20 protein-coding genes and 1 pseudogene are annotated in these 20,599 nt (G+C 34.1%); 16 read left to right on the top strand and 5 right to left on the bottom strand.

Annotated elements, in window-relative coordinates:
- The first annotated feature begins 74 nt into the window (after positions 1 to 74).
- Entirely contained in the window at positions 75 to 617 is a 543-nt protein-coding gene (locus MHB39_RS12085) for a sigma-70 family RNA polymerase sigma factor (protein WP_342543844.1), read from the top strand.
- Positions 607 to 1,773, top strand: coding sequence for a zf-HC2 domain-containing protein (locus tag MHB39_RS12080; protein WP_342543843.1), 1,167 nt, complete (start codon positions 607 to 609; stop codon positions 1,771 to 1,773). The genes MHB39_RS12085 and MHB39_RS12080 overlap by 11 nt, the downstream gene beginning before the upstream one ends.
- Positions 1,774 to 2,183: 410 nt before the next feature.
- Here the strand turns inward: MHB39_RS12080 and MHB39_RS12075 are convergent, their stop codons facing one another.
- From MHB39_RS12075 to MHB39_RS12065, 3 genes are all read right to left on the bottom strand, one after another.
- Complete coding sequence (locus tag MHB39_RS12075; protein WP_342543842.1) at positions 2,184 to 2,612, bottom strand: HEAT repeat domain-containing protein; 429 nt, start codon at positions 2,610 to 2,612, stop codon at positions 2,184 to 2,186.
- A gap of 614 nt (positions 2,613 to 3,226) precedes the next feature.
- The gene (locus MHB39_RS12070) at positions 3,227 to 4,267 is read right to left on the bottom strand and encodes a cytochrome ubiquinol oxidase subunit I (protein WP_342543841.1); all 1,041 of its coding nucleotides are present in this window, start codon (positions 4,265 to 4,267) and stop codon (positions 3,227 to 3,229) included.
- Positions 4,264 to 5,592, bottom strand: a complete 1,329-nt coding sequence (locus MHB39_RS12065) for a c-type cytochrome (RefSeq protein WP_312129289.1) — start codon at positions 5,590 to 5,592, stop codon at positions 4,264 to 4,266. Before MHB39_RS12065 ends, MHB39_RS12070 begins: the two co-directional genes overlap by 4 nt.
- Positions 5,593 to 5,913: 321 nt before the next feature.
- Here MHB39_RS12065 and MHB39_RS12060 point away from each other — a divergent pair, with 321 nt between their 5' ends.
- From MHB39_RS12060 to MHB39_RS12030, 7 genes are all read left to right on the top strand, one after another.
- Entirely contained in the window at positions 5,914 to 6,507 is a 594-nt protein-coding gene (locus MHB39_RS12060; protein WP_274768988.1) for a class I SAM-dependent methyltransferase, read from the top strand.
- 197 nt (positions 6,508 to 6,704) lie between these two features.
- Positions 6,705 to 7,346 carry a nitrous oxide reductase accessory protein NosL gene (locus MHB39_RS12055; protein ID WP_221683303.1) on the top strand — a complete coding sequence of 214 codons (642 nt, stop codon included), beginning with the start codon at positions 6,705 to 6,707 and terminating at the stop codon, positions 7,344 to 7,346.
- Complete coding sequence (locus tag MHB39_RS12050) at positions 7,318 to 8,583, top strand: right-handed parallel beta-helix repeat-containing protein (protein WP_342543840.1); 1,266 nt, start codon at positions 7,318 to 7,320, stop codon at positions 8,581 to 8,583. Before MHB39_RS12055 ends, MHB39_RS12050 begins: the two co-directional genes overlap by 29 nt.
- Positions 8,580 to 9,032, top strand: coding sequence for a nitrous oxide reductase accessory protein NosL (locus MHB39_RS12045; protein ID WP_004230382.1), 453 nt, complete (start codon positions 8,580 to 8,582; stop codon positions 9,030 to 9,032). Before MHB39_RS12050 ends, MHB39_RS12045 begins: the two co-directional genes overlap by 4 nt.
- 44 nt (positions 9,033 to 9,076) lie before the next feature.
- Positions 9,077 to 9,826: an ABC transporter permease subunit gene (locus MHB39_RS12040; RefSeq protein WP_312129292.1), complete on the top strand. Its 750-nt coding sequence runs from the start codon at positions 9,077 to 9,079 to the stop codon at positions 9,824 to 9,826.
- Positions 9,823 to 10,509 (top strand): ABC transporter ATP-binding protein, encoded by a 687-nt coding sequence (locus tag MHB39_RS12035; protein ID WP_342543839.1) that lies wholly within the window; start codon positions 9,823 to 9,825, stop codon positions 10,507 to 10,509. Before MHB39_RS12040 ends, MHB39_RS12035 begins: the two co-directional genes overlap by 4 nt.
- Positions 10,506 to 11,051, top strand: a complete 546-nt coding sequence (locus tag MHB39_RS12030; RefSeq protein ID WP_009371659.1) for a TlpA disulfide reductase family protein — start codon at positions 10,506 to 10,508, stop codon at positions 11,049 to 11,051. The genes MHB39_RS12035 and MHB39_RS12030 overlap by 4 nt, the downstream gene beginning before the upstream one ends.
- Positions 11,052 to 11,111: 60 nt before the next feature.
- Here MHB39_RS12030 and MHB39_RS12025 read toward each other — a convergent pair whose 3' ends face one another.
- Complete coding sequence (locus MHB39_RS12025) at positions 11,112 to 12,470, bottom strand: PepSY domain-containing protein (protein WP_342543838.1); 1,359 nt, start codon at positions 12,468 to 12,470, stop codon at positions 11,112 to 11,114.
- Positions 12,471 to 12,944: 474 nt separating this feature from the next.
- On the opposite strand from MHB39_RS12025, the gene MHB39_RS12020 reads away from it, so the two are divergent.
- The 4 genes from MHB39_RS12020 to MHB39_RS12005 all read left to right on the top strand — a co-directional run bounded on the left by MHB39_RS12020 (position 12,945) and on the right by MHB39_RS12005 (position 16,879).
- Positions 12,945 to 14,132 carry a serine hydrolase domain-containing protein gene (locus tag MHB39_RS12020; RefSeq protein ID WP_342543837.1) on the top strand — a complete coding sequence of 396 codons (1,188 nt, stop codon included), beginning with the start codon at positions 12,945 to 12,947 and terminating at the stop codon, positions 14,130 to 14,132.
- A 32-nt stretch (positions 14,133 to 14,164) separates the two neighbouring features.
- Complete coding sequence (locus tag MHB39_RS12015) at positions 14,165 to 14,704, top strand: LytTR family DNA-binding domain-containing protein (protein WP_342543836.1); 540 nt, start codon at positions 14,165 to 14,167, stop codon at positions 14,702 to 14,704.
- Between the two features lie 10 nt (positions 14,705 to 14,714).
- A complete protein-coding gene (locus tag MHB39_RS12010; protein WP_274773391.1) occupies positions 14,715 to 15,152 on the top strand; it encodes a hypothetical protein in 438 nt (145 codons plus the stop codon).
- Positions 15,153 to 15,523: 371 nt separating this feature from the next.
- On the top strand, positions 15,524 to 16,879 hold the full coding sequence (locus tag MHB39_RS12005; RefSeq protein ID WP_342543835.1) for an FAD-binding protein: 1,356 nt from the start codon (positions 15,524 to 15,526) through the stop codon (positions 16,877 to 16,879).
- A gap of 855 nt (positions 16,880 to 17,734) precedes the next feature.
- On the opposite strand, the gene MHB39_RS12000 is transcribed toward MHB39_RS12005, so the two are convergent.
- Complete coding sequence (locus MHB39_RS12000) at positions 17,735 to 17,881, bottom strand: YrzI family small protein (RefSeq protein WP_081011020.1); 147 nt, start codon at positions 17,879 to 17,881, stop codon at positions 17,735 to 17,737.
- 609 nt (positions 17,882 to 18,490) lie between these two features.
- On the opposite strand from MHB39_RS12000, the pseudogene MHB39_RS11995 reads away from it, so the two are divergent.
- The 3 genes and pseudogenes from MHB39_RS11995 to MHB39_RS11985 form a co-directional block, all read left to right on the top strand.
- Positions 18,491 to 18,817 (top strand): annotated as a pseudogene (locus tag MHB39_RS11995) (hypothetical protein); the annotation flags it as partial.
- A 230-nt stretch (positions 18,818 to 19,047) separates the two neighbouring features.
- Positions 19,048 to 19,995 carry a YafY family protein gene (locus MHB39_RS11990; protein ID WP_333004383.1) on the top strand — a complete coding sequence of 316 codons (948 nt, stop codon included), beginning with the start codon at positions 19,048 to 19,050 and terminating at the stop codon, positions 19,993 to 19,995.
- A 67-nt stretch (positions 19,996 to 20,062) separates the two neighbouring features.
- On the top strand, positions 20,063 to 20,599 hold the full coding sequence (locus MHB39_RS11985; protein WP_342543834.1) for a DinB family protein: 537 nt from the start codon (positions 20,063 to 20,065) through the stop codon (positions 20,597 to 20,599).

Here is a 20,599-nt window from a genome sequence, read left to right as displayed (position 1 = left end):
CGTCAATAGAAAAAATTAAATATTCTGAGAGGAAATAAAGAATTGATCGTTATAGTAGTAAGGAGGTGAATCAGATGGAGATAGATGAAGTGATTGCACGAGTAAAGAACGGAGAAGACCATTGCTTTGCATATATTATCAAACATTATGAACAGAAAGTATTTACCACTGTTATACGAATTGTTCGTAATCGTACAGTTGCAGAAGATATCATTCAGGATATTTTTATTAAGGTGTACTATAACCTACATAAGTATGAAAAAAAAGGGTCGTTTAATGCATGGCTCTATCGGATTGTTGTCAATAAGTGTTTTGATTATTTAAGAAAATATAAGCAGCAAGCAAGATCAATAGATATGGATATAGCAGACGGTCGTTATCCAGAAAAAATTCTATTATTACGTGAGAAAAATGAGCAATTAGAACAACTCCTACAGCAGCTAGATGAAACCGAGTATTTCGTGTTGTTGCTAAAATTTGTGAACGGGCTTCGCTACGATGAAATTAGTGAAGTGCTTCAAATTTCTATGAACGAAGTACGTAACAAACAGCACCGTAGTAAAAGAAAATTAAGATCAATCGGAACTACAAAGGGAGGTTATTTTTATGAAATGTGATTCGTTACTGATAGAAGATTATGTGGAAGGCTTTTTAGAAGCTAATGAGTTGGAGAAACTTGAAGCCCATTTGCAAACCTGTAAAAGTTGTCAAAATGAATACCAGCAATTAAGAAATGAGCAGCAAACTTTAATTGCACAGCTTAATACTCCAATTATTAAACATAGTAGTCAAGCGGATCTAATTATGCAGCTTATTCAAACAAATACTAAGCGTAAGAAAGTGTGGCATAGTTTGAAAATTAGTGTAATTAGTGCTGTAGTTCTGGTCTTAAGTTTCGGACTTTATTATTGGAATCGAATGCCCAGTGAAGTTGCACAGCCAATTGATGAACCAGCGGAATTAATCGAACCTAACAGTGGTGACCAGGAGGTACTTAAAACAAGTGAACAAAACCCTAGCTTAGATGCACCGTTTTTGGATGTTTCAATCGAGCAAGTGGTTAATGATGGAGAAAACATGGATATTGAATTTCGTGTAAAATTCAATGATGAAAATCAGCGTTATTATGAAAATTTATACAGTCAAATGCTAACTCGTTATGAATATGATGAATTTCTAAATCCACCAATTGATAAAATGGAAGATTTCTTTTTCGGTGAAGTTCGGACAAATGTCCATTTTGCCCTTAAAAATGATGCGGGTGAATTGATTGCAGGGCATAGATTAAAAGAAAAACCGTTAATCAATAGTTCTTCTAGTGGGAGGGGAACTAATGTATTAGGTGAAATGATTTATTCGGTTTCTGTCCCAAGCTATACTAAGTCCACTGTATTAGAAGTGTTTGCTATGGAAAAAATTGTGCACAATTTAAATGAGACGCAAGTAAATTCGCAACAGCCGCAACCATTTCAATTTGAAAACGCAGAATATACAGTAGATTCAATAGTAATTGAAAATAATTCATTGCACATTCAAATTTCTACGGAAGGTGAACCAAAGATAAGGCCGATGGGATGGAATATTGTAATCGATAATCGCTTAGTTGTTGCTGATAGAAATTCTAGTAAATTTGATGAAAAACGTACTAATAATCGTACCATTTATAGAGCACAATTTAACGATTTACAAAATATACCGAACACTTTCAAAATAGTGCCTTCTACTGTAAAAATAACAGAAGAGATTGATCCGATACGGTTGAAATTAAATTAGTGGTAAAAAACTTTACAGTGAGAGCCTTTTAATGTGAAGAAAAAATCTGTATAAAATATGATATAAGACTTTTTTAATTGTAAGTTAAAAAAACAAACTTCAGCAATCGGGCGCGATTTTGTAATAAGGATTAGCGCTCGATCTCATTATAGAGCCATTTACTTGAGTAACATATTTAATCAAAATTGTTATGGAACAAAGAAATTGTGAAAATTTCCACTTAAACTAAAGGAGCAGGTTAGTTTTATTAGGTGCTTGTTTTATCATTAAACAATAAAGATAGATCATCAAAGAAAAGAAGTAAGACAATTTAATATTGGTTTCGATGAACCGCAGCGTAAGATATGAAAAAGTCATTCCCTCCATAAGCGGAGAGAATGACTTTCCTTCATAAATCGCAAAACTGCTGATTATAGTTTTGTCCAACGTTCCTCTAACCAGTTCATAAATTGTTCACCTTTGTCGCCTTCATACGCGTCAAAGACATCTAAACGCATACGTTTTAGTTTATCCGCAAAGTCTGCCACTGTATGGTCCTTCGGCAAGCTCTTTTTAACACGCAGGAAAATTTTTTCTGTTCCTTTAATAATATCAAAACGGGCAGGTGATGGCTTCTCTACGTCCTCGCCAAACGCCACAAGTGCTTCATAGGCTGCTAATTGCACCTTGTTGACAGTATCATGCTGCATACGATTTTTTAATAAATCTATGATTTTGTCATGTTGATAAGCTGATAACTTTTCGACTGCGTCTAAACGCTCTCGCCAGCTAGACGTATAATTGGCCTGTTTTTTTAATGTTTCATACTGCTCTGGTAATGCTGTTTCAAATTGTTTCAAGTAATTGCACCTCTTTTTTTAACTAGAGGAAAAATGAATTCTTCTTCTGTTTCTCTTATTATACGTTGTTTTGGTGAAAATAGCGAAGAATCCAAGGGAAGGATATAACTTCTATATTGCTGTTGCCATTCGTTTCTTAGATAAAGCAAAACTGGTTGAATGAAGAAGTTGTCCAGACGGAACTTTAAATTCAGTTCAGGATATTTTAACTTATAATGCGAAGCAATTAGAAATTGTAAAATAAAAGTGAAGTTTAAGTACGTAAGTAACCTTCATACTTGAGTATGGTATGACTAGTCACATCTAAACAGGTGTGGCTGTTTAGTTTTTAATAAAACAGTAGAGCAACAATTAAAGTAATACCTATAATAGGGGAAAAATATGATGAAAAGACAATTTGATCAGAGTGATTTATATAGTGAATCTACTTAGAGTGCATTACAATGTACATTTTATTTTATCTATGAGCAGAAGTTTTATCTCATAGTTTAAGCTAAATAATTTCAATTAAATGAAGTGATATATTGTTTTAATAACAAAGCAATCCCGTTTATCCAATAGAAAAACGGGATTGAGGATTACGTTATATAGAAACATGATTAATACAATTAATTTTATTCAGAGGTAGATTCAATTCCTTCTTCTGTTCGTGGATGTTCGTCAAGATATGGAGATAAATAAGCTTCTCTTAATTCATGTCGCATCCATCCCATTATACCTATTACACAAATGAACACAATTATAGAGGCTAGAAAAGAACTAGTAGAATCTTTATAGCCTGCTGCATATAGTAGCATACAAAGAATAACAGTCAATACAATAGAAAGGATGAGTAAAGAAGTTAACAATAAATCCTCGCCTAAATAAAGCATACGAATATCCGTATCAAATGAAAATAATAATAAGAAACCAGCTACCAACTGTACAATTGTAATCCAAAAGCCTATCTTTGCACCAAGAAGTTTTAATGATTGCTCATGTTCCTCTAATCTCTTCTGCTTTCGCTTCTGATAAGTAAAATAGACAAACATATAAAATCCACCTGTTGCTAAACTTGCTAGCATGAAATGAAGGTAACGTTGCCAAATTTGAGGATAATAAAATAAGCTTTCAAAAAAACCATTTGCTTCTCCCCAACGATCAGGATATAACATAGAAGTTACATTGACAATAAAAATAAGGGGTACAAAGAATAAAATCAACATTGCCAATAAACCAATACTAATATGAAGTAATTTTTTGGTTTGATATTTATCCCAAGTGAACTTGTAAATGTATAACAGAAGAAATGCAGTAATCAATAGGATTAATAAACTCATCCAAGCCTTTCCTATTAAAATAGTTGAAGAATAAAAATATTGTGTATACAAGACACTCACAATTAGTAATGGGCCAACTCCTAGAACGACTGCAATACTCTTATGTATTGAAGCATGAAATGAACAAATTTGCGCCATTTTATCAAATAAACTATTTTTTTTGATCATACTCGTAATTTCTAATCCAACTGCTCCTGCAGTCAATGAGATTGTAAAATTCACGAAAATGATATGAAAAATAAATGTCGCAACGATAAGAATTTCTAGTAACCCAATAGGTGCAGGTATTGGTAAAGGGTTATCTGAAGAAATTAAAGCAAAACTTAAATACTTCATTTTGTAGACACCTCTTTTTCCTCTTCAAGTACTGTTAAAATATAAGTAGCTAAAGCTTCTATTTCTTTTTCAGTTCCCATAAATGGAGGCATTGCTACTTGTGCATAATGCATATTCGGAACAAAGGACATAATGGCTTCCTTATCCCAACCTTCCATTCTACTAGACAAGGCTCTTGTATCTCTCCATCCATCTATTGTATGACAGGTAATACATTGACCAACGAATACATCTCTACCCGCTTCCACCATATTGTTGTCATTTACTTCTTTTTCTTTTGCCCATGTAGCATTAGCCAGAAAACCTTCTTTTTTTAGTTTTTCTTCATTTTTTGCTAACATCCCATTCGCATACATATAGTTATAGATAATATAGGGTTTTCTTACAGTTTCCCTTACTACTTCAAATTCCCCAATAAAACCGATGGATGAGAACATCACTGCTATTGATAGAATCCACGGGACTGTTTTTGGACTTTTTACAAGCCATACTAAGAAAATAATAAGTATACTAAATCCTAAGATATTTAAACTTTTGAAGATGACCTCGGACATCCCTGTAGACCAGACAATCATATTATAAGCTTCAGTTGGAATGGCCCATAAATACCATAACCCTGTGATAAAAGTCATAGGTAAAGAGATAGCACCCCAGAATGCAAATACACGAAAAACTTCTGTACGTAAAGCCTTATCTTTAATACGCCAACGGATAAAAAATGATACTAAAGATATTGCCAACATGATTGCTAAAAACATGCGGAATCCAAGTGAAGGGAAGTAGGTTGGATTGAGAAATGCATTCCAAAATGAAAAAGTTTCAATCCAACGCCCTGGTGTTAATTTTGCAGCTAAGACACCCGTAATGATCACCATTGTTACCCATGAAGCAACACTTAGTGCTACGCCCAGCATGATATGTTTACGTTTACGTTCGCCTTCTTTCCATTTATCCCAAGTATAATAGTAAATAATAAGTATAATTACTTCTGAGATAAACGCTCCCCATTCAACCACCCATGCCCAGAAAAAAATACGTAATAGAGAAGAAATTGAATCTGGTTGTATAACTGTGGTTGAAAACCAAATGCCTACTCCAGTCATCGCTCCTATAGTTGTAGTAATGATTAAAACCCACTTCAACATTGTTTTTGCTACTTGATCTAATTTCTCATTCTTCTTTTTCATCGCTCGATATTCAGTCGATACAACTAAAACAGAAGTACCTATCGCGACGCCATGGCTAATTATCACATGAATAATTGCAATAAGAGCAATCACAGTGCCATTACCAAACCATGTATAATCCACGGATGGAAAATTCATATTACCCTCTTCCTTTCATTTTTTAATCAAATGCAATGCAATCATACAAAATAGTTTTGAAAATCGAATGAGTAATATGTGAAATTGAAAGGAACTATATTTCATTGTTTTGTCAAAATAGTTTAAGTAACAAGAATTTCTTTATACTGGGTTCTCTTTATTAGCCCTTTTTTTATAGCAGTCCCATAGGTTATACTAATGAAATTCTATTTTTTGTTGCTTAAAGTTCATTTGAATTTCTCAATTGTTTTTTATAATGGTCATGTTAATAGGAACAATATAGTTAAAAAATGAAGCTTTTTTACAAATAGGAGGAAGGATATGAGTATATGGAGTAAGCAAGCTAGTCCACCATTATATATATATGGAACTGAGGCTAATCGATTTATTACCTCAGCAGTTCAATATTTTCCTAAACAAGCCAAAATTGCTGCCTATGAAGAGAAAGAGGGAGCGAACGCGGTTTTTTTAGCGAAGCTTGGACACCAGATAACAGTTTATGATTCAACTTCATCTGGTCTAGCAAAGGTGCAGTTATTAGCAAGAATGAATGGTGTATCAATCATTACAATAAGAGCAGATTTAATAGAGTATGAGCTACCTCAAGAAACTTATGATGGCGCAATTATGGTATTTGGTCATTTTCAGCACAAATTCCAATTAGTGATATTGGAAAAAATAATGAACTCTATTAAATTAAATGGTGTTTTTATGTTTGAGGTCTATGAATATGCGCAGCTTTTATACAATACAGGAGGACCAAACGAAATGGCTTATTTATATAATGCTGAAGATATATTAAGGTGGGCTAGGCGTTATAAGCTAAAACATTACTTCACAGGGGAAGTAGAACAATATGAAGTTTCTTTCCAAACAAATACTCGCCGTGTCATACAAGTTATTGTAGAAAAATAAGACATTTATTTTACAATTCAAAATACATTTTTTTAAGATCTCAAAGAAATAATAAGGTGGTGGTAGGAGCGAATCTTCACGTAATCCATTTTAACTATTCAAAAAGAATATAATTGTCACTTTAATTTCTAATTTTTTTCACAACTTTTTAGTAAAGTGTATATGTCTAGTAAAATAATTACTTTGGAGGTAAAGGTATGAAGAAAATTTTTCTAGTTGTTCCATTTATGCTAGCTCTTTATGCATGTAATGAGGATAGTACAACAGAAACGAACAAAGACGCTAAACAGGAGCCCAAACATGAAGAGGTTGTTTCAGAGCAACCGAAGAATGAAGTTACATATTTAGCATCCACTGCTGAGTGGGAAATAGATGATCGTCTACAAGAGCCAGCAGAGGATACTGTTTGTGAAATGTGTAATATGAAAGTATATACAAAGGACCATGACCTAGGCGTTTTTTCTGCGCAATCTGTTAAACCTGATGGATCGATTGCATTTTATGACGACATTGGCTGTTTATTAAATGCGGAGTTGGTTCAAAATCAAACGAATGAAAAATTTGTGAGAGATTATATAACATTAAATTGGATAGATGTTGAGGAAGCTACAGCTGTTAAAACGGATATGAAATCCCCTATGAACTGGGGGTATATATTCTTTGCCTTTGAAGAAGATGCAAAAGCTTATATTTCAGAAAATCCAACCGCAAAAGTTGAAGAATTAGACGTAATTAAACAAGCAGCAAAAGAACGTCGTGAAAAAATGATGCAAGAAAAAGGGGACCATGAACAACATAGTGAGGACCAGCATGGAACTGAAGAAACACATAGTCACTAATATGAAAAAGGGCAGTTTACTTGCCCTTTTTTTCTGCATAGTTGGATTTTCAACACCTGCATATGCTCAGAGCGTACAACAGCAGATTGATAGTCTCTCATCGGGTGAGATTTTAGAGCTAGAACCAGGACTATATTCAGAAAATTTATTAATAAAAGAACCTATTAAAATAAACGGAAACAAAGGTGTTAAATTCACTGGGAAAATAGAAATTAAAGCTGATGATGTAGAGATTAGTGGCATTCAATTTCTTGGAGAGCAAGGCATTGTTGCAAAAAAAGTTAAAAACATAAAAATCACCCAAAATTCTTTTCAAACAAAAAGGTTTCCTATTTACTTCGATGGTGTAGAAAATAGTGAAATTGCTGAAGTAGACGTTATTGGTAAATCTGGTCATTATTCAGAAAAAAGCCATGGTATTTCTCTTTATAACTCTAAAGGTATTCATATTAAAAATAGTACTATTACACAAACACAAGATGGGATTTACTTAGAGAATAGCAGACAAGTTACAATCGAAAAAAACACGATTACGTATGGACGTTACGGGACTCATATCATGTATGGTAGCGATATGAAATTGCTTCATAATAACTACTCCGATCATATAACAGGGGTAATGTCCATGATGGCAAATAATGTAGATATAGAAGAGAACACAATTAAACATCAAAATGCTTTAAATAGTTCTGGCATTACACTTTATCAAACTTCAAAAGTAAATGTGGTCCATAATATCATTCGTGAAAATTCTATAGCAGTTCAATTACAGCAGGCAGATACGGTAGATATGTCTAGTAATATATTTGCTAGTAATTTATTAGTATTTAAAAATATTCAGCCAAAAGATGTCCTTGTTACAAACAATCAACTTTATGGAAATGTGCTCGTTGCTTCAAGTGGTTCCCAAGGCATAACACTTAGAGCGAATGTTTATGATGATTACGAAGGGGAAGACTTCGATGAGGATGGCTATGGCGATAGTGTTTACATTGCAACGTCTACTTTCGGCAAATGGGTATTAAAAAACGAATATTATCAATATTTTATTGGGAGTACAGCCACAGGATTATTAGAAAAGATGGATAACAAAATATCAGAACCAAATGCTCTAATGGATGCGCAACCCATTGTTCGTGAGGGTCAGCCTTGGCAATTATCCTTTTCAGGGAAACATCTTAGCATTGGCGTTGCTTTACTGATTGTACTAGTTTTTAGTTGGAGGAAATTGAAATGAAAAAGATCATTTTATTAGTAGTAATAGGACTTTTTTTGATGGGTTGTTCGGAGAAGACAATAGAACCTCGGGATATTGATCCTGAGACGGATATTTGTATTGTGTGTAACATGGGTATTACGCATCCTGATTATGCAGGGCAAGTAATTTTCAAAAATAATGATTATCTAGTATTTGATGATTTAGGTTGTTTAATTGAATATTTAAAAAGTCCAGAGCAAGAAGTAGCCGCAGCTTATATCAAATCAAATGATAAGCAAGAATGGATAGATGTGAAGACGGCTGCTTATTTATATAACGAGGATTATTGGACACCCATGAATTATGGTGTACTTGCCTTTGCGTCAATTGGGGACGCAGCAATTTATGAGCAAGAAAATGGTGCTGGTAAGCCACTTGGATACGAAGAATTAGTAACGTCATTTAATTGGGGTGTGCATGAACATTGATTAAATCGGAAATAAAGCAGCTTTTCCGGAGTAAGTGGATTTACATGTTGCTTGGTATTTTTATTGTATTATTTGTTGCTATTTTGATGTTGCAACAATTAAACACGGATGCAGGTGGCTTCGATCGCTTTCAAGCCTCTCTCTTAAATTTATTACTTTTTTTGTTTCCTTTATTTATTTTGACAATAGGGGCAATGAGTATAGCTGCTGATATAGAATCAGGATGGTATCAATTAATTCGATCATATCCCGTTAGTATCGCACATTATTTAGGGGCAAAATATGTCGCATTAGTATCCATTTTTTTATTCGCTTTAGCAACTACAGAAGCAGTTATTTTAATTGTAGGAGCTTTCTTTGGTGGCGTTCATATAGATAGTCAGTTTATTGTATTAACAACAGTTATTATCGTTGTTTTTAGTGCTATAAGTGTAATGATTGGCGCTTTTTCCATACATCGATTACAGGCATTAGGTTTTAGTCTAGGGCTATGGGCAGTTTTTACATTATTGAGTAATTATGTAGTAATGGCAATTGGAACCATTATTCCAAAACATGTCTATGAAAAAATAATTTATACACATGTTCATATTAATATTATTGAGTGGCTCCGATATGTCTATTTAATTCAAATAGAACAAACAGGCATCTTAGGGAAGTCGTTTTATTATTTAACACAGTTTTATGAAACTAGTCTAGGAATTGGTTTGATAATAGGTATCACAATAGTATGGTGGTTTATTCCACTTTGTCTTGCTTTTTTAAAGTTGAAACGTAAGGAGAGCTATAGATGATAGAGCTACAAGAGGTTGTGATTACATATCGTAAAGGACAACAAATTGGTCCAGTTACCTATCAACTTACAAGTGGGAAAATTGTAGCATTAGTGGGAGAGAACGGTGCTGGAAAAAGTACGCTAATGAAACTGATTATGGGACAATTACCATTAGATAAAGGGACTATAACAGGCATTCCTCAAGGCCGAGTTCGATATATGCCTGATGATCTAAACTTTCCAACTACATTAAAAGTGAAAGAAATTATTGAGCTTTTAGGTAAGTTAAAGGGTATTACTAGTAGGAGTCAAGATGATATTTTACAGTTAGTTGATCTATTCGAGCATAAAAATAGTTTTGTTAGTGAGCTTTCAAAAGGAATGAGACAACGTTTAAACTTTGCCCAAAGCCTGTTAGGCGAATGTGATGTGTATATTTTAGATGAACCTACCAATGGTCTAGATCCATATTGGATCAACAGAGTGAAATCAATTTTAAAGGAGGAAAGAGATAAAGGTCAATTGATCTTGTACTCTACTCACTTACTATCAACAGTAGAGGAAATTGCAGATGAAGTAATTTTCATTCATAAAGGTAAAATTCTTGCGTCTGGTAATATTTCGAGCCTGAAAAGACAATATTCGGAAGAAACTTTAGAATCCCTATGGTTGAAATTGTATTTAGGGGAGGAGAGGTCTTGAAAAATTGGCTTTCAGCAAGTGTTGTTTTAATTTTAATTGGTATTGTCTTTATTAGCTATTTAGATTCAGATAAAACAGAAACTTCTAAAGAAATAATTGGTAGTACAGTTAACACAGCAGATATAAAACTTTCAGATAGAGCAGTGCGAAATTTTGAATTGCCAAATCTCAGAGGCGAACCAAAAACATTATACAATTATCTAGGCAAACCAGTTGTCCTTGTATTTTGGGCAACCTGGTGTGGACCTTGTAATGAGGAAATGCCACGCTTGCAAAATTATTATGACACAAAAAAAGATGTACAGATTGTCACAGTCAATGCAACTGATACTGAAGCAAGTATAGAAACGGTAACTAAATATGCTACTAAAAAGGGATGGGATTTACCTATTTTATTGGATGAAACTGGGGATATCCGAAAGCGATTCGGTGGTTTTACAATACCAACTACAATATTTCTAAGCGCCAATGGAGAGATTGTTCATGAAGTTTATGGACCTATTGATGAGCAATATATAGACAATATTATTAGTGAACTATAATACGATAAAAACAGGTGCTAATTGTGTTTTAGCACCTGTTTCTTAATAGTAATTACTTCTTCAAATAGCTGTTTTTTTCTTTTTTGTAATCAAAATAAACAGTTCAATTATAACAACTAAAATAAGAGAAATACCGAAGAGTGGCATAATAATGCCTAGCAAAATCATGAAAATACAAAATGGAATAGATATTTCTTTTGGCATAGGTGGTGCAGAAATCATCCCTTTTTGTCTACGTAATAACCATGTTTTAAAGCCAAGATAAATTAAATATAAAAACGCAAGACAAATCAATAGATTGATTATTTTATTTGGCCAACCAAATAGATGCCCTTCATGAAGTGGGATACCCCATGTAAACCATTTTCCTAAAATACCATATTCATCGTATCCGACTGATGAGATAAGTGAGCCAGTGTATTGGTCAAAATAATTAGTTATTTCTTCATTTGGATTTACATCCAGTCCTGTTATACCTGTGTTTGACCCCTTAGCAACAGTAAAAACGCCTTCTTCCGAACTAGGTAAAATAATAGAGTATGGTTTAGAAATATTTTCACTGTCCACATGCTTCATCAAATCGCCGACTGACATCGCATATTCATTTGAATAATCAACAACACCATGAGCTCCTCCATGACCTGCATGACCTGAATGGTCTTGGGTAGTAGAAGTTGGCGTTTCATTTTTGCGAGTAGCCCATGGAATTTCATTAATATCAGATGTTGGTGGATTTTGTTGCAATTCTGGAATCCCAATGGACGGATTTTGTTGTGCTGCTGTATAAATAAAATTCCCCATAAATGCTGACCATGGCAAACCTGTGAAAATAATTGCAATCATAGGTATGGTAATAATCACACCGAGGATACTGTGCCATCTACGTGATCGAATACGAGATGTTTCTGTTTGCGCTTTCTTCCATACTTTCTTTCTAAAGGTCATGTATAAACCTGAGAGTAATAAGAAGATAGCCCAGCATGCAGCTAGCTCCACTAAGTAGTTTACGAATGTCCCACCTATAAATAGAGAGCTATGGAGATTTCGCATAATATTTGAAAATGTGTAATTTGCATCCTGACTATCGACTACCTGATAATTATCATCTAAAAAGACATACTTTTGTTCGCCTTCACTGTTGGTCAATGTTAAGCGGGTATTATAAGGTTCGTCTAAAACAATTACTTTACTAACTTTATAGTCACTAAATTTTGCTTTTGCCTGTTCAATTCCTTCATCAATTGTAATATTTGTTGTTTCTTTACTATCACCAAAGAAAACATCAGAATAGAGCTTGTTCTCTACATCTGTGTAGAATAAGTAGCCTATTCCACTGATTGTTAAAGTAAGCAAGAGGGGAGTAATAAATAATCCAGCAAAAAAATGCCATCGCCAAAATCGATTGTATAAGTTCTTCATAAAGCCTCCTAAAAATAGATAATTTCACTTACATGAATACTATACATTTGAAATGTGAAATGTAGATGATATTTTTGAGGAGAATTTATGTTTAAATAAAAGAAATATATTATTTCGAGGGAAAAAGTTCTTTTAGATAAACTAAATATTAATATTATATAGTCGCTAATTCCTTTTTAGATTTTGTAAAAGTGAGATTGTCCTGAATATTGTAGACCAGTAAAAATAGACATAAATTGAAAAAAACGTTTCATCTAAAGTAAATAGGCGTGTTCTAACTAAATTTGGTAATTTTGTTTTAAGAGAGGATAGATGCTTTTGTAAAGGTTATAAGCGGAGTTTTCTACACATTGATAGACGAAAAAAACCTTCTTACCCTTTAATTTTGCCAACTTAGACTAAATACATTTCTAAATCATAAACCATCGATTAAATTGAAAGTATGAAAAGTAAATGAAGCGAGGGATGGGCAATATGATAAATGTAAATAGATCATTGTTTGGCATAATCATTGTTGTCGGAATTGTATTTTGCGTATTTGTCATCATAAATAGGCCAATATCAAAAGCGGCAGTTTCTGAAGAAATTAAAACACGTTTAACAAAAATAGTTGAAAAAGATGAAACATTGTCTAGTGCATTATTAACAATTTACTCCAACAAGACAGGTTATTTCGAACAGTTTGCAGTAGGAACTAAAAATCAATATTCGGAACTACCTGTTCAAATCGATAGTCGTTATCATTCAGCCAGTATTGGAAAAACCATGTGTGCTACAGTGTTTGGCATATTATCTGACGAGGGTAAAATCAACTTAAACGATAAAATCAGTTCTTGGCTAGATGATGATATTCTTAAGGGATTATTTATCGTAGATGGCACGGATTATAGTGATCAGGTAACATTGAAACATTTACTTAGTCATACATCAGGAATTGGCGATTATTTTGAAGGTCCAGTAAAAAGCGGGAAGCCTATGCTGGAAATCATTTCATCCAATCCAGATCTTTTATTTACACCAGAAGAATTGATTGCATTTACTAGAGAAAACCAGATTCCAGTGGGGAAGCCAGGACAACAATTTTATTATTCAGATACAGGATATATCTTACTTGGATTTATTCTAGAAGCTATCGAGGAAAAACCTTACTCAGCAATCTTAGAAGATAGGATATTTCAGCCATTGGGCATGACTGAGAGTTACTTCATGTTCTATAATGATAAGCCTACTGATATCATTGGAATTTATATGAATGAAATTGACTTTAGCAACAAAAACGCTTTATCCATAGACTGGGCAGGAGGCGGTGTTGTTACCACTATGAATGACCTCTTAACATTCATGATGGCATTAGAAAATGGAACCATTCTTTCTGATGATGTTTATAGTCAAATGACTGACTTTTCAAACATCTATACAAAGGGTATTTATTATGGAATGGGTATGATGTATTTTGATTTTAGCGAGTTATCTTTACTGTTAAAATTAAGCTCAATGACAGATGTTTATGGCGGTGTAGGAGCTACAGGAACTTATATGTTATATGATAAAGAAAAGGATACTTATTTTATAGCTAATTTTGGATCACTTGATTATGGAGAAAAAGGCTTAGAAGAATTAGTTAAAATAAGAATGATTTACGATAGAATGAATATAGATTAAATACGTCTTAAGTTGTTATTAGGAGACATACGATGGTTCAATTATTGTGTTCAAATATAGTTTATGAAAAATTAAAAAAAGAACTATCCAAGTACCAAATTGAAATCAAGCCAGATAGTAGTTTAGTACTCGTAGAAAACGGATATAACATACCAGACGGAAAGTTGAGTGTCGTATTTGATGGCATTGATTATATGAATGTGATAAAACTATTGATTACGGGCATTCGAGAAGACCTGCATTTTATAAATACTATTGTAGGTTTTAGAGATAATAAATTTGAAGTAATAGAACCTATAGATGTTTTTTATCTAGAAGCAGGTCCCAATGGTATTACGGCATTTACTGAGTTTAATCGGTACAGTATAAAAGAAACCTTACAATATTATGAAAACGTGTGGGGTATAAAAGGATTTATAAGAATTAATAAATCACAACTCGTTAATTTGCTGCATGTGAAAGAAATTATCCCCTGGTTTAACTCCAGATATGTATTGAGAATGGAAAATAACACTGAACTGGAAGTATCGAAAATGTTCTCAAAAAAGCTTAGAAGTACGCTAAAAATATAGGAGATCAATTATGGAGAAAATTCATTTAGAAAATATCATAAAGTCAATTATTCTTGGTCTCTTCATCGGGGTTATACTACAGTTTTCTGATAATACAAACATAAAATTTTCGTATAGAGTTTTAGCGATATTAGCCAGCGGATGTGTAGGGTTCTTTATTGGCTTAGTTACAGAATGGCTAACAGCAATATTACCAATTAGCATGGCAAATGCCCGAACCTACTTCTTAATAAACAATTTGATTGCATTAATTGTGACTACAGTGATTATGATGTCTTTAATTATTATCACAAATAGCGAAATGGTGAAAAAGGGAGAATTCATCTCGGTCTTATTGATTGTGCTTGGCATTATATGTTTAGCAAACCTAAGTGATTATATGATGTATCGGCGTGCCCAAAAAAAATTGAGAAAATTCAAAGCAATGATTAAAGATACTAAGTATTAGCTCCAAAAATAGTGATGGATGGTGCGAGCTGGTAACCGAAATGTTTTTTGCTGTAACAGATATTTTCGCCGTTTAACTACAAGATAAGTAGGAACGTTTTTTAGAGGAGCCTCATTTACAAATAAAAATGATGCTCTTTAATTTTGTATAAATCACTTAAGAGTTAGGATTAATTGTTTGACAATCATTCAGGTATTTAGCTTAGCGTGCTTTTTCAATAAACTTCCGATGTATTTGCATGCTTTAACTCTAAACTAACTCATTATATTTAGCTACAGTAGTCAATTATATCAGCCTAAAACCTAAACCACTTTCAACCAAAAGAATAAACTAGAAGAAAAATTATTATTGTGTTGATAGAGGTGACTGAAATGGAGCAAGATTCATTGTTCTTAAAAGGGCTAACTGGTGAAGTAGTAACCGTAAAAGATCCTAACTACAATGAAGCAAGACAAGAATGGAATCGTGCCAATCAAAAGTTTCCATTGATCATTGTCTATTGTGAAAGAAGACAAGATGTTGTGAATGCCATACATTGGGCACGTAAACATTGTGTGGATATCCGCATTAGGTCTGGAGGACATCATTATGAAGGCTATTCTAATGGTGATTTCGTGCTTGTAATTGATATTAGTAGATTGAATACGCTGAAACTAGATAAGAAAACACACATATTAGAGATGGAAGCTGGAGCAAAAAACACGGAAGTGTATGATTTTGTTGGCTCCAATGGATATGTTTTTCCTGGTGGAACTTGCCCCACTGTCGGAGTATCTGGCTTTACACTCGGGGGAGGATGGGGATTCTCCAGTCGACTTTATGGGTTGGGGTGTGATAGTTTACTAGAACTAGAATTAGTAGATTACGAGGGAAGGATTATTAAGGCAAATAAAAATTGTAACGCTGATCTTTTCTGGGCTTGTCGAGGTGCAGGTGGAGGTAACTTTGGAGTGGTTATTAGCATGACTTTTCAGTTACCAAAACCAACACAACGTTCTGTCACATTCATTAGATTCTATTATGTAAATACAACAATGGCTAAGCAAATAGATGTCATGAATATTTGGCAAAATTGGTTGCCTAAATTGGATAAACGAATGACTTTAGTAACAAGCTTTTATAACGCTGAAAATGAAGGGTTAGGAATTTTCGGAGCTGGTTTCTTTTACGGTCCAGCCAAATTAGCAAAAAAGATTTTACAACCTTTTGCAGAAATTAAAGGGTTTCGATTGAACTTAGAAGAATCTTCCTTTCTAGAAGCAGTGAAAAAGGTAGAGGCAACCTATCCACCTTTCGAAAAATTTAAATCCACTGGTAGGTTTGTACAAAGAAACTATACAGTAGAAGAGCTTAAAAATATTGGAACTAGTGTCCAAAGTCCTCCGGATGGTTCTGTATATGCTGCTATTTCTTTTTATGCATTAGGAGGAGAAATCAAACACATTGATAAAGAAGAAACGGCTTTTTACTATAGAGATGCTAAATATATAATGGGTGTCCAGTCTGTATGGATAGAGAATAAGTATGCAAGAGATAATCAGGAGTGGGTTCGTGAGCGTTTTGAAATGATTAAAAATATGACAAAAGGTTCTTATGTGAATTTTCCTATAAGTGAGCTTAAAAATTATGATAAGGAATACTTTGGAGGCCATGCACAGAGGTTGGAACGAGTTAACCAAAAGTATGATCCGTTTAATGTATTTAGGTTTCCACAGGGATTAAAATGAAATTAAATTGAAATAGGAAATGATACTATATAAGAGATAATTTACGGCTATACTATAAAAGTTCTGTAAATCTTCGTTTCAAATTAATTAAATAAAAGTACTTGTCTAAAATATGATGAAGCTTTAAAATCCTCATGCAAAGAAGGCGGGTTTATTGCAATGGCATGGGTAGTAGACGCAATCAAGCCCGACTCCTCGCCAAATAATTTTTAGTTTACATAATATAAGTAAATTGGTCACAACTTACTGGTTATCGGATGCTGCTCATAATTGATCGCTCAAAAGGTTATTCGTATAAATAATAGTATTTAATCTAGATATGTCCCATATACATATCTAATTGATAATTATTGAGTAATAATAGAGTAGTCCCACAATCAGGCCATTGAAAAAGACTAAAAGTTACTTTCCTCTCTGTAAGGAAAGTGACTTTTTAGTTTGTTTTAAATGAATAACGATCTTCAATATTCGGGTACTGTTTTTGCCCTACATGGATAGCTAACTAGGCGGAACAATGGAATTAAAATAAAAATTGCCAAATTCAATTTTAGTATTGAGGAATTACGATTTTTAGCATTAGAATTATTTTTTTTTAACATTGTAATTCCGCATTTTCTTAAACTACATCAAGTTGTTTGTGTCACATATCACTTAAAAAAGTGCAAAATACCTCCTGAAGCAACCCGTCCTAGATTAGAACGGGTTAGCTCATCTGAGATTATAAAATTAGCTATATTATCACTTTATATTACTTCATCTGGTGGTTGTGTCTTTCTCCAGCCATAAAACTGCATAACGTCTTTTGATCATATAAAACATTCAATTCCCACCTTTCATGTTTTTTAATTAACAAGATTAATATTGACGAATACGAATATAATCGTCAATTTTTTTTCGGTTCTCTTCAAAGATTTTTTTCACGTATTCATCATGAAGTGCTTTCTCAAGAGAGACCTTACGTTTTGTAATAGTTATCGTGAGCGCAAAAAAGTTTAATATCATTTATTATCACCTCCTTAAAGTGCCATGAAAAATAAAAAAACCGCAGAGAGACTCCTCTACGGTGAAAAAAGGCACAAAAATACCGCAGGGGCACACTTCTCCCTGCGGTATGGGTATGCTTATTTACAAAAAAAACCTTAAGCGATCCATTCCGATGCGGTCGAATGTGTGATTTTCATTTTTAATGAAGTTGTAGCTACCAATGACATCAATTTAACGATAACGATCATTTTATTCGACCTCCTTAAGAATTTTTTGTTTACTTTGTAAGTATATCTAACTTTAAGTTGTTTGTAAACATCTTTTACAAAGCTTTCCTAATTATTGAAGTGTGAGCTGTTATGGATGCTACGAGACATGGGGTGAATCCAAATCCAGTAATTTCTACAGGGGATGGCTTCAAAATGAATAAGCATTAGCAGATCATATTGAGTTTGGTATCCCAACTATAAATACGAATACGAAAGAGAATTACAGTTTTGGGTGGTGGCCATTCGGTTATTGCTAGCACTTGCGGAATTACAAGTAGAGAATTCTGCAACAAAGCTGGTGTGAATTATGCGTAAACAATCTATAGAAGTAGCCTATGGTGTCGAAGAAAAAGATGCTTTGGCCAGCACATGGCGCACTCGGTGTTTACTTTCACGGGTTGAATATGCAATTTTTAAGAGAAGTGATTATGGATATTGGCAGGGATTAGCTGGTGCTGGAGAAGAGGGTGAGACTCCTACTAAACGAGAAGCATTTGAAGAGGCTGGCTTTACAAGAGATTATCCATATATTGCATTAGATTCTATTTCTTCACTAGCAGTAGTAGGTGGAGTTGGGAATTTCCTTTGGGGACAAGACGTTTATGTATTAAAAGAATTTTCATTTGGTGTTAAAGTTCCTACAAAAGATATATCATTATCCAAAGAGCATGTTTTGAAGAGGCAGTAACACCTTTTAAAATGGGATAGCAATAAAACGGCGTTATGGGAGGTTATTAAATCTGATTAACCCCAAACATATGAAAGAAAATATTTAAGCTAAAGCGGGTGCTTTGCTTGAAGAACACGGAGTTGCATAGGCAGCTCATTTTTAGGGATACAGCTTCAATATTGCTTGCTGTTATTCAATTATTGGGCAAGTACTGTAATAGAATTCTGAAATTGAGGAGGAAAAAAATGAATAAAACGGAGAGGCAGCTTGCGATCACGCTTGAATTACAGCGAAGCAAAACATTGAGAGCAGAAGATTTAGCTTCTCAATTTGAGACAAGTGTACGTACGATATATAGGGATATTCAAGCACTAAGTGAGGCTGGGGTTCCCATTTTAGGCGCCCCTGGTCAGGGTTATTCCTTAATGGAAGGATATTTTCTACCCCCGGTTAGGTTCACAGCAGAAGAGGCCGTCTCCCTGCTCATGGGAGCTGATTTTATCGAGCAAAGGTTGGATACAGATTATGGTATTAATGCAAGATCCGCTAAACGCAAAATCGAGGCTACTTTGTCGGAGTCAGTTCGTAATGAGTCAAGGCTTGTTCGGGAAACAATGCGACTGCTTCATATAGGTGAGCAGTCAACTGAAGAGCGGGTAAAAACGTATCTTAATCAAGTTCGCGATGCAATTTTGAAACAGTGCAAAATCAGTTTTATGTATATTAAAAAAATGCCAGGAACAGATGGAAATCGGAAAAATAAACGTGTGGTCTCTCCATATGGATTAACACTTGTCCATGAAAATTGGGTTTTACTAGCATACTGTGATATGAGGCAAGAAATGCGACATTTCCGTTTGTCCCGGATGTCCGACCTTTCTGTGTTGGAAGATCAATTTCTTCTACCAAATGATTTTGACCTAAGTAGCTATCGGCCACCTGACAATCGAGATGAAAGAATAATAATGAGGGCAAACCCCGAAATTGCCGACAAAATCATTGAGGCAGTTAATTTTTATATTGAATCCATTGAGGAGCGGAAGGAGGATCTAATCTTTCAATTTCGTGTTCGATATCCAGAGGAACTATTACATCATTTACTTGGCTGGGGCGGAGATATTGAGGTGATTGAGCCGAAGTCTTTACGCTTCAAGATTCGGGAAGTAGCGAAAAAAATTTTAAAACACTACTGACATACACCTGTCAGTAGTGTTTTTTTATACTGTGACTATACCAAGAAGAAGAGGAGCTGCTTGAAGGATGAAAAGTACAAAGGAAGTATTGACGTCATTTGAACTTACAGTAGAAAGATATTTGGCAGAACTGACAAAACTCAATATGGATAAATTACATAGAAAGCAAAGCGAAGAAGATTGGTCCATTGGACAGATGTATGTACATTTAATTCAATCAGCTTTCATGCATCTACATAATGTCGAGCAATGTTTAGGTGGTAGCGAATCGACATTGAACCCAGAGAAGGAAAAAACTGAGCAGGGCAAGTTTGTTTTTAAACTAGAACAATTTCCTGCTGTTCGTATTAATGTCCCTGCTTCGCCAAACTATACTCCGCAACCACCAGAGAGCATGGAGCATTTGGTAGAAGGACTTCACAGTGTAGTGGAACGGATGAGGAATACGGAATCAGTTCTACTTCAAGTGCCTGTAAGTAACAAGATACTTCATCCGGCGTTCGGTGCTTTAAACGCGAAGGAATGGTTTATGTTGATTGAAATGCATTACAGACATCATTTTTTACAACTGTATCGGTTGAAAAGTTTAGCATTTGAAGAGTAG

This window comes from Lysinibacillus sp. FSL K6-4013, assembly GCF_038630435.1.
Classification (GTDB): domain Bacteria; phylum Bacillota; class Bacilli; order Bacillales_A; family Planococcaceae; genus Lysinibacillus; species Lysinibacillus boronitolerans.
This window is presented reverse-complemented; position numbering and strand designations above follow the sequence as displayed.

What these genes read in the sequence shown, in the direction of transcription:
- MHB39_RS12085 (WP_342543844.1), top strand. Translation starts at nt 75, where the DNA reads ATGGAGATAGATGAAGTGATTGCACGAGTAAAGAACGGAGAAGACCAT.
- MHB39_RS12080 (WP_342543843.1), top strand. Translation starts at nt 607, where the DNA reads ATGAAATGTGATTCGTTACTGATAGAAGATTATGTGGAAGGCTTTTTA.
- MHB39_RS12070 (WP_342543841.1), bottom strand. Translation starts at nt 4,267, where the DNA reads ATGAAGTATTTAAGTTTTGCTTTAATTTCTTCAGATAACCCTTTACCA.
- MHB39_RS12065 (WP_312129289.1), bottom strand. Translation starts at nt 5,592, where the DNA reads ATGAATTTTCCATCCGTGGATTATACATGGTTTGGTAATGGCACTGTG.
- MHB39_RS12060 (WP_274768988.1), top strand. Translation starts at nt 5,914, where the DNA reads ATGAGTATATGGAGTAAGCAAGCTAGTCCACCATTATATATATATGGA.
- MHB39_RS12055 (WP_221683303.1), top strand. Translation starts at nt 6,705, where the DNA reads ATGAAGAAAATTTTTCTAGTTGTTCCATTTATGCTAGCTCTTTATGCA.
- MHB39_RS12050 (WP_342543840.1), top strand. Translation starts at nt 7,318, where the DNA reads ATGGAACTGAAGAAACACATAGTCACTAATATGAAAAAGGGCAGTTTA.
- MHB39_RS12045 (WP_004230382.1), top strand. Translation starts at nt 8,580, where the DNA reads ATGAAAAAGATCATTTTATTAGTAGTAATAGGACTTTTTTTGATGGGT.
- MHB39_RS12040 (WP_312129292.1), top strand. Translation starts at nt 9,077, where the DNA reads ATGTTGCTTGGTATTTTTATTGTATTATTTGTTGCTATTTTGATGTTG.
- MHB39_RS12035 (WP_342543839.1), top strand. Translation starts at nt 9,823, where the DNA reads ATGATAGAGCTACAAGAGGTTGTGATTACATATCGTAAAGGACAACAA.
- MHB39_RS12025 (WP_342543838.1), bottom strand. Translation starts at nt 12,470, where the DNA reads ATGAAGAACTTATACAATCGATTTTGGCGATGGCATTTTTTTGCTGGA.
- MHB39_RS12020 (WP_342543837.1), top strand. Translation starts at nt 12,945, where the DNA reads ATGATAAATGTAAATAGATCATTGTTTGGCATAATCATTGTTGTCGGA.
- MHB39_RS12015 (WP_342543836.1), top strand. Translation starts at nt 14,165, where the DNA reads ATGGTTCAATTATTGTGTTCAAATATAGTTTATGAAAAATTAAAAAAA.
- MHB39_RS12010 (WP_274773391.1), top strand. Translation starts at nt 14,715, where the DNA reads ATGGAGAAAATTCATTTAGAAAATATCATAAAGTCAATTATTCTTGGT.
- MHB39_RS12005 (WP_342543835.1), top strand. Translation starts at nt 15,524, where the DNA reads ATGGAGCAAGATTCATTGTTCTTAAAAGGGCTAACTGGTGAAGTAGTA.
- MHB39_RS12000 (WP_081011020.1), bottom strand. Translation starts at nt 17,881, where the DNA reads ATGATATTAAACTTTTTTGCGCTCACGATAACTATTACAAAACGTAAG.
- MHB39_RS11990 (WP_333004383.1), top strand. Translation starts at nt 19,048, where the DNA reads ATGAATAAAACGGAGAGGCAGCTTGCGATCACGCTTGAATTACAGCGA.
- MHB39_RS11985 (WP_342543834.1), top strand. Translation starts at nt 20,063, where the DNA reads ATGAAAAGTACAAAGGAAGTATTGACGTCATTTGAACTTACAGTAGAA.